A 6836-nucleotide genomic window follows, 5' to 3' on the forward strand; every position below is an offset into this window, starting at 1 on the left:
CATAAAAAATCCGGAATCCATAATCAGATTCCGGATTTTCCTGCTGGCCGAGGATTAGTCAACAATCCTTAAGTGAACAGCATTGCGGTCAGACGATACCTTTATAACCCCTTTAAACCAGTCTCAGACCAGCACCGGGTTCTGCTTGTCAGGATTGATCTTGTAGCGTTCGATGGCTTGCGCCACGACCTTGCGTTCAACCTTGCCGTCATCGGCCAGCGCCTTGAGTGCTGCCACCGCAACAAAGTAACGGTCTACCTCGAAGAAGTGACGCAGTGACTCACGCGTATCAGACTGGCCAAAGCCATCGGTACCCAACGCCACAAAGCGGCGCAGGGGCACGAACGGGCGAATCTGATCGGCGAAGATCTTCATGTAATCCGTCGCCACGACAACCGGCCCTTCCCTGTCTGCCAGGCAGCTTTCCACGTAGCTCAGACGCGGCTCCTGCTCGGGATTAAGCAGGTTCCAGCGCTCCACATCCTGGCCTTCACGACGCAGTTCGGTAAGGCTGGTGACGCTCCAGATTTCGCTGCTCACGCCAAAATCATCCTCCAGCAAGCGCGCGGCCGCGATGACCTCCAGCAGGATCGACCCGCAGCCCATCAACTGCACGTGCTTGCCGGTGTTGATCGATGCACTGGCCTGCAACGGGTACATGCCTTTGAGAATGCCGGGCTCGGCACCTTCGGGCAGATCAGGGTGCGGGTAGTTTTCATTGAGCAACGTGATGTAGTAATAAATGTCTTCGTTTTCGGCAAACATGCGGCGCATGCCGTCCTGAATGATCACCGCGAGCTCAAACGCAAACGTCGGGTCGTACGACACGCAGCAGGGTATCGTCGATGACATCACATGGCTGGCGATGCGCGCGGACGACCCGTCATGGTTCGCCGGGGTCATCACCTACTTCGAGACTGTGGTGCCGTTCTTTTTCGAGTGTTACACCCAGCTCTGCGAGCGCTTGCAGATACAGGCTCACACTTACTATTCGGAACACGTTCATATCGACGTTTTCCATGCCATCGAGGGTCAGCGCCTGCTCAAGGCCATGGACGTCAGCGGAGATCTGGACCCGGTGAAAGCCTGGCGCGGTATCTGTATGGGCCGCGAGATCACCAATTCGGCGTTCGACATGGCCGTAGACAAGGCCCGTCGTCTCAAGCATTTCAACAAGGAGGCGATCCTTGAACGAGCCTGCTGAGTTTCGACGCCCAGAGGCCTTCACCGTGCGCATCGATCAGGAGGAGTATCGCGTGCCGAGCAACTGCCAGCACCGTGAAGGATGGCTGGAGCATGGGGTGGTCAATGAACAGCGCAGGTCCATCACCTGCCCCCTGCACTTTTCGGTGTTCAGCCTGAAAACCGGCGAGCAGTTGAGTGGCCAGCCGTGTGGCCGGCTGCAGGTGCAGCGGCTCAAGTAACACCTTGAGTACCGGCTGAATAACAGCGCCTTGCGGCAGGATTGACTCCTGCCGCGCAGGCATTATTTCAGGCGCAGGAAGCGTTTCAATTCTGCACCTTGGGCAACGGCGTCGTGACGGCCCAGTTCGATCAGCTCGCTGCAGTAGCCCGACTCGAACAACAGATAGCTCAGCACACTGGCGCCACTGCTCTTGGTCGCGCCCGGGCCGCGCATGAAGGTGCGCAGTGCGGGCGGCAGCTCGCGGCGGTGCCGGGCGGCGATTTCGTCCAGCGGGCGACTCGGGGAAATAACCAGCACTTCGACCGGCTCCATGCCCGGTTGCCTGATCTGATCATCGGGCAGCAACGAGCTGGCCATGTTCAGGCGTTCCAGCAACTCGATGTCGCTTTCCAGATTGTCAATGAACGTGCTGTTGAGCATGTGGCCGCTGATCTGCGCCAGCGTCGGCTGCACGCCAACGGGTGGGCGCGGCGCCGGTCGTTCGGTTTTAAGCCCGCGCGGGTTGCCACTCACACCCACAACCAGAACACGGTTGGCCCCCAGGTGCAGCGCCGGGCTGATCGGTGCCGACTGACGCACGGCACCGTCACCAAAGTATTCATCGTCCAGCATCACCGGGGCGAACAGCAACGGAATGGCTGAGCTGGCGAGCAGGTGATCCACGGTCAGTTGCGTCGGACGACCAATGCGCCGATGGCGCAGCCAGGGTTCGATGGTGCCGCGACCTTGATAGAACGTGACCGCCTGGCCTGATTCGTAACCGAATGCAGTCACCGCCACTGCACGCAAATGATGAGCGTCGATGGCAGCTTCGATGCCGGAAAGGTCCAGTCGCTCGTTGAGCAGGTCACGCAACGGCGAGCTGTTAAGCAGGGCAACCGGAATATTGCGCCCGAAGCCCATCAGGCTGCGGCCAAAAAACCGACTGGCCTGATGAATGACCCCGCCCCAATCGCTGCGCAGCACCTGATGGCTGCGAAATGACTGCCAGAACTCGGTCAACTGGTGAATGGCGATTCGAAAATGCAGGGCGCCACTGGCCAGCTTGACGGCATTGATCGCCCCGGCAGAGGTGCCGACGATGACCGGAAAAGGGTTCGGCGACCCGGGCGGCAACAGGTCGGCAATACCTGCGAGTACCCCTACCTGATAAGCGGCACGGGCACCGCCACCTGACAAAATAAGCCCGGTCACAGGCTCGACATCACTTACAGCACGGGTCACTACTGCGGGATCTGGCATCTACAACTGACCTCGGTGATCAACGACGCTTTTTATTTATGTTTCTTGTATAGCTTCGGTTCACCAGCCGGGCGACTTTTGAAACGTCGATGGGCCCAAAGATATTGTTCCGGGCATTCAGTGATAGCCCTTTCTACCCATTGATTGATGCGCAGGCAATCGGCTTCGTCGCTTTCTCCGGGAAAATCCTCCAGCGGCGGATGGATCACCAACCGATAACCGCTGCCGTCGGCCAGGCGCTGCTGGGTGAACGGCACCACCTGCGCGCGCCCCAGTCGGGCAAATTTGCTGGTGGCGGTCACGGTTGCCGCCTGAATGCCGAACAGCGGCACGAACACGCTCTGTTTGGCGCCATAGTCCTGATCCGGCGCGTACCAGATGGCACGCCCGGCACGCAGCAACTTGAGCATGCCGCGCACGTCATCGCGCTCGACAGCCAGTGAATCGAGGTTGTGCCGCTCACGCCCGCGACGCTGGATGAAGTCGAACAACGGGCTCTTGTGCTCGCGGTACATGCCATCGATGGTGTGCTGCTGGCCCAGCAGCGCAGCACCGATCTCAAGCGTGGTGAAGTGCAGCGCCATGAGAATCACGCCTTCGCCCTTCTGCTGGGCATTTTGCAGGTGCTCAAGCCCTTCGACATGGGCGAGCTTGGCCAGACGCGACCTGGACCACCACCAGCTCATGGCCATTTCAAAGAAGGCGATGCCTGTGGACGCGAAGTTTTCCTTGAGCAGGCGCTTGCGCTCGGCAGCAGGTAAATGAGGGAAACACAGTTCCAGATTGCGCGACGCAATATTTTTTCGATCAGTGGCCACGCGATACATGACTGCACCCAGCGCACGGCCGATGATCAGCAGAACGCGAAACGGCAACTGAACGATCAGCCACAAAAGCCCCAGCCCCAGCCACAATGGCCAGAAACGAGGGTGAAGGAAACTGGCTTTAAAGCGCGGGCGATCCATTTGGGCTTCCGTCAGAACAAAGGCCGCGCATTCTACAACGGTTCTACCCGCTTGCGGCTCGCGGGCGTTCTCGCTATAAGTCACGGCACTTTTAGCGACAAGCTGTTGTGTATATCAACCATGAGCCAGATTGAATCGCAAAACCCCGAACCTGTATTTCAGCTCAAGGGCAGCATGCTTGCCATCACTGTGATGGAGCTGGCCCGAACCAACCTTGAAGCGCTCGACAGGCAACTGGCCGCGAAAGTGGCCCAGGCCCCCAATTTCTTCAGTAATACGCCATTGATCCTGGCGCTGGACAAGCTCGCGCCCAATGAAGGCCCGGTTGACCTGCCGGGGCTGGTGCGCATCTGTCGCCAGCATGGCCTGCGCACGCTGGCCATCCGCGCCAACCGTATCGAAGACATCGCAGCGGCCATTGCCGTGGATCTTCCGGTGCTGCCGCCGTCCGGCGCACGTGAGCGCGTTATTGACCCGATTGAAGCCGAAGCGCCAAAGAAACTTCCGGAAAAACCGCCCGAGCCGCTCATCAAGCCAACCCGGGTGATTACCTCCCCGGTGCGTGGCGGTCAGCAGATTTATGCCCAGGGCGGCGACCTGGTGGTAGTCGCGCCTGTCAGCCCCGGTGCGGAACTTCTCGCCGATGGCAACATCCATGTGTATGGCCCGATGCGAGGCAGAGCGCTGGCAGGAATCAAAGGCGACACGAAGGCACGGATCTTCTGTCAGCAATTGAGTGCCGAGCTGATTTCCATTGCCGGGCAATACAAGGTTTCCGAAGACCTGCGCCGAGACCCGTTATGGGGCTCGCCCGTGCAGGTCAGCCTGTCCGGAGATGTGTTGAACATCATTCGTCTTTAACGGATACTGCCGCAATTTTCAAAGCATCTCTATTCGTCGCGAAAATGTCGTGAAGGCTGTAGGAAATTCTGACAAGCACTGCTTATCAGTCGGTATATGAGTCGAAAGTAATAGCTTAACGCTACCTTTCCAGGATCAAGCCTCGTTATTTCCGGTTCTTCGACAAACGCTGCGCCAGGAGATGCTCTTCAGGGACTAAACGTCCTTTTCCTCTAGGGGTGATTCACCTTGGCCAAGATTCTCGTAGTTACATCCGGCAAGGGTGGTGTGGGCAAGACCACCACCAGCGCCGCTATCGGTACAGGCCTCGCACTGCGCGGCCACAAGACAGTCATCGTCGACTTCGACGTCGGCCTGCGTAACCTCGACCTGATCATGGGTTGCGAGCGCCGTGTCGTGTATGACTTCGTCAATGTGGTCAATGGCGAAGCCAACCTGCAACAGGCTTTGATCAAGGACAAGAAGATCGAAGGCCTGTTCGTACTGGCCGCCAGCCAGACCCGTGACAAGGATGCACTGACCAAGGAGGGCGTTGAAAAAGTCCTCATGGAGCTGAAGGAATCGTTCGAATACATCGTCTGCGACTCACCGGCCGGTATCGAAACCGGTGCTCATCTGGCGATGTACTTCGCTGATGAAGCCATTGTCGTGACCAACCCTGAAGTTTCGTCGGTACGTGACTCCGATCGCATGCTGGGCCTGCTGGCCAGCAAGTCGCGCCGCGCCGAGCGTGGCGAAGACCCGATCAAGGAACACCTGCTGCTGACCCGTTACAACCCTGAGCGCGTCAGCAAGGGCGAGATGCTCGGCGTTGAAGACGTCAAGGAAATCCTTGCCGTTACCCTGCTTGGCGTGATCCCCGAGTCGCAGGCTGTCCTCAAGGCCTCCAACCAGGGCGTTCCGGTTATTCTGGACGACCAGAGCGACGCCGGTCAGGCCTACAGCGATGCCGTTGACCGCCTGCTGGGCAAGGACCGGGAGCACCGCTTCCTGGATGTACAGAAAAAAGGATTCTTTGAACGTCTGTTCGGGGGTAACTGATGAATATTTTTGACTTCTTTCGTGACCGCAAAAAAGAAAGCACGGCCTCGGTAGCGAAAGAGCGTCTACAGATCATCGTTGCGCACGAACGTGGCCAGCGCAGTACCCCGGACTACCTTCCTGCATTGCAGAAAGAGCTGGTGGAAGTGATCCGTAAATACGTCAATATCGAGTCCGATCAGGTTCAGGTTGCTCTGGAAAGCCAAGGCAGCTGTTCGATTCTGGAACTCAATATCACCCTGCCAGATCGCTGATCAGGCAATCGCTTGCGGCGGTATCGGTGCACTCCTCAAGGAGCTGCGCCTTTACCGCCGTTGGCGTTTCTAGCGTTTCGAGGCCGTTGCATGCCGTTGTCGAACATCCGCATCATTCACCAGGACGCTGCCGTTCTGGTGATCGATAAGCCTACCCTGCTGCTTTCCGTCCCCGGCCGCGCCGATGACAACAAGGATTGCCTGATTACTCGCCTGCAGGAAAACGGCTACCCCGAAGCCCGCATTGTTCATCGTCTGGACTGGGAAACGTCCGGCATCATCCTGCTGGCCCGTGATGCTGACACGCATCGTGAACTGTCGCGTCAGTTTCACGATCGCGAAACCGAGAAAGCCTACACAGCGCTGTGCTGGGGCCAGCCGTCGCTGGACAGCGGCAGCATCGACTTGCCGTTGCGTTACGACCCACCGACCAAGCCGCGCCATGTGGTGGACCACGAAGCGGGCAAGCACGCGTTGACGTTCTGGAAGGTTGTCGAGCGGCATGACACTTACTGCCGCGTCGAACTCACGCCTATTACCGGCCGCTCGCATCAATTGCGTGTGCACATGCTGTCGATCGGGCACCCGCTGCTGGGCGACGGCCTGTACGCACACCCCGAAGCGCTGGCGGCCTACCCGCGGCTGTGCCTGCACGCGAGCATGTTGAGTTTTACGCATCCAGGTACGGGCGAACGTTTGACGTTTGAATGCCTCGCGCCGTTTTGAAGGGTTGCTGAACACCCGCGTTGGCTCTCATGCCAACGCGCTCACAAGGTAAGCGGTCGGCCCAGACACCTCTCGTTCCGCACACTCCAGCGCTCATCGTCATACGCAAATCTAACTGATTATCGTGCCGACGCTCTGCTTCGGCATGCAGCTCTAGACGCTCTGCGTCCTCTTTGTGGCGCTTCGCGTCACACATGGGTTCTGCGATATCAGGTAGATTTCAATAAGACTCAAGTCACCTTTTCGCCCCTCGTCGACTCACTTTGAGGGACCAAAGTGAGCAAAGTCCCCGCTCCTGTTTCCGGCCCGACTTCGTCGGGT

General features: G+C 58.5%; 7 protein-coding genes and 2 pseudogenes. 6 read left to right on the forward strand and 3 right to left on the reverse strand.

The features are described from left to right. Positions 1 to 123: 123 nt before the first annotated feature. Positions 124 to 861: pseudogene (locus DW49_RS0123735) on the reverse strand (transketolase-like TK C-terminal-containing protein); the annotation flags it as partial. On the opposite strand from DW49_RS0123735, the pseudogene DW49_RS0123740 reads away from it, so the two are divergent. Both DW49_RS0123740 and DW49_RS0123745 read left to right on the forward strand, forming a co-directional pair. Next, positions 857 to 1204: pseudogene (locus tag DW49_RS0123740) on the forward strand (iron-containing redox enzyme family protein); the annotation flags it as partial. The pseudogenes DW49_RS0123735 and DW49_RS0123740 sit on opposite strands and share 5 nt — an antisense overlap. Continuing rightward, positions 1188 to 1424, forward strand: a complete 237-nt coding sequence (locus tag DW49_RS0123745) for a Rieske (2Fe-2S) protein (RefSeq protein WP_005619757.1) — start codon at positions 1188 to 1190, stop codon at positions 1422 to 1424. The pseudogene DW49_RS0123740 and the gene DW49_RS0123745, both read left to right, overlap by 17 nt. Before the next feature lie 62 nt (positions 1425 to 1486). Here the strand turns inward: DW49_RS0123745 and DW49_RS0123750 are convergent, their stop codons facing one another. Both DW49_RS0123750 and DW49_RS0123755 read right to left on the reverse strand, forming a co-directional pair. After that, entirely contained in the window at positions 1487 to 2668 is a 1182-nt protein-coding gene (locus DW49_RS0123750) for a patatin-like phospholipase family protein (protein WP_024419721.1), read from the reverse strand. A 32-nt stretch (positions 2669 to 2700) separates the two neighbouring features. After that, on the reverse strand, positions 2701 to 3633 hold the full coding sequence (locus DW49_RS0123755; RefSeq protein ID WP_005619761.1) for a lipid A biosynthesis lauroyl acyltransferase: 933 nt from the start codon (positions 3631 to 3633) through the stop codon (positions 2701 to 2703). Positions 3634 to 3753: 120 nt separating this feature from the next. Here DW49_RS0123755 and minC point away from each other — a divergent pair, with 120 nt between their 5' ends. The 4 genes from minC to DW49_RS0123775 all read left to right on the forward strand — a co-directional run bounded on the left by minC (position 3754) and on the right by DW49_RS0123775 (position 6515). Next, a complete protein-coding gene (gene minC / locus DW49_RS0123760; RefSeq protein WP_005619764.1) occupies positions 3754 to 4494 on the forward strand; it encodes a septum site-determining protein MinC in 741 nt (246 codons plus the stop codon). Between the two features lie 228 nt (positions 4495 to 4722). Beyond that, the gene (gene minD / locus DW49_RS0123765; protein ID WP_003382726.1) at positions 4723 to 5535 is read left to right on the forward strand and encodes a septum site-determining protein MinD; all 813 of its coding nucleotides are present in this window, start codon (positions 4723 to 4725) and stop codon (positions 5533 to 5535) included. Next, positions 5535 to 5789, forward strand: a complete 255-nt coding sequence (gene minE, locus DW49_RS0123770) for a cell division topological specificity factor MinE (RefSeq protein WP_002552653.1) — start codon at positions 5535 to 5537, stop codon at positions 5787 to 5789. Before minD ends, minE begins: the two co-directional genes overlap by 1 nt. A 90-nt stretch (positions 5790 to 5879) precedes the next feature. After that, the gene (locus DW49_RS0123775) at positions 5880 to 6515 is read left to right on the forward strand and encodes an RluA family pseudouridine synthase (protein ID WP_005619768.1); all 636 of its coding nucleotides are present in this window, start codon (positions 5880 to 5882) and stop codon (positions 6513 to 6515) included. The last annotated feature ends 321 nt before the right edge of the window (positions 6516 to 6836 follow it).

Source organism: Pseudomonas avellanae BPIC 631, assembly GCF_000444135.1.
Lineage (GTDB): Bacteria > Pseudomonadota > Gammaproteobacteria > Pseudomonadales > Pseudomonadaceae > Aquipseudomonas > Aquipseudomonas avellanae.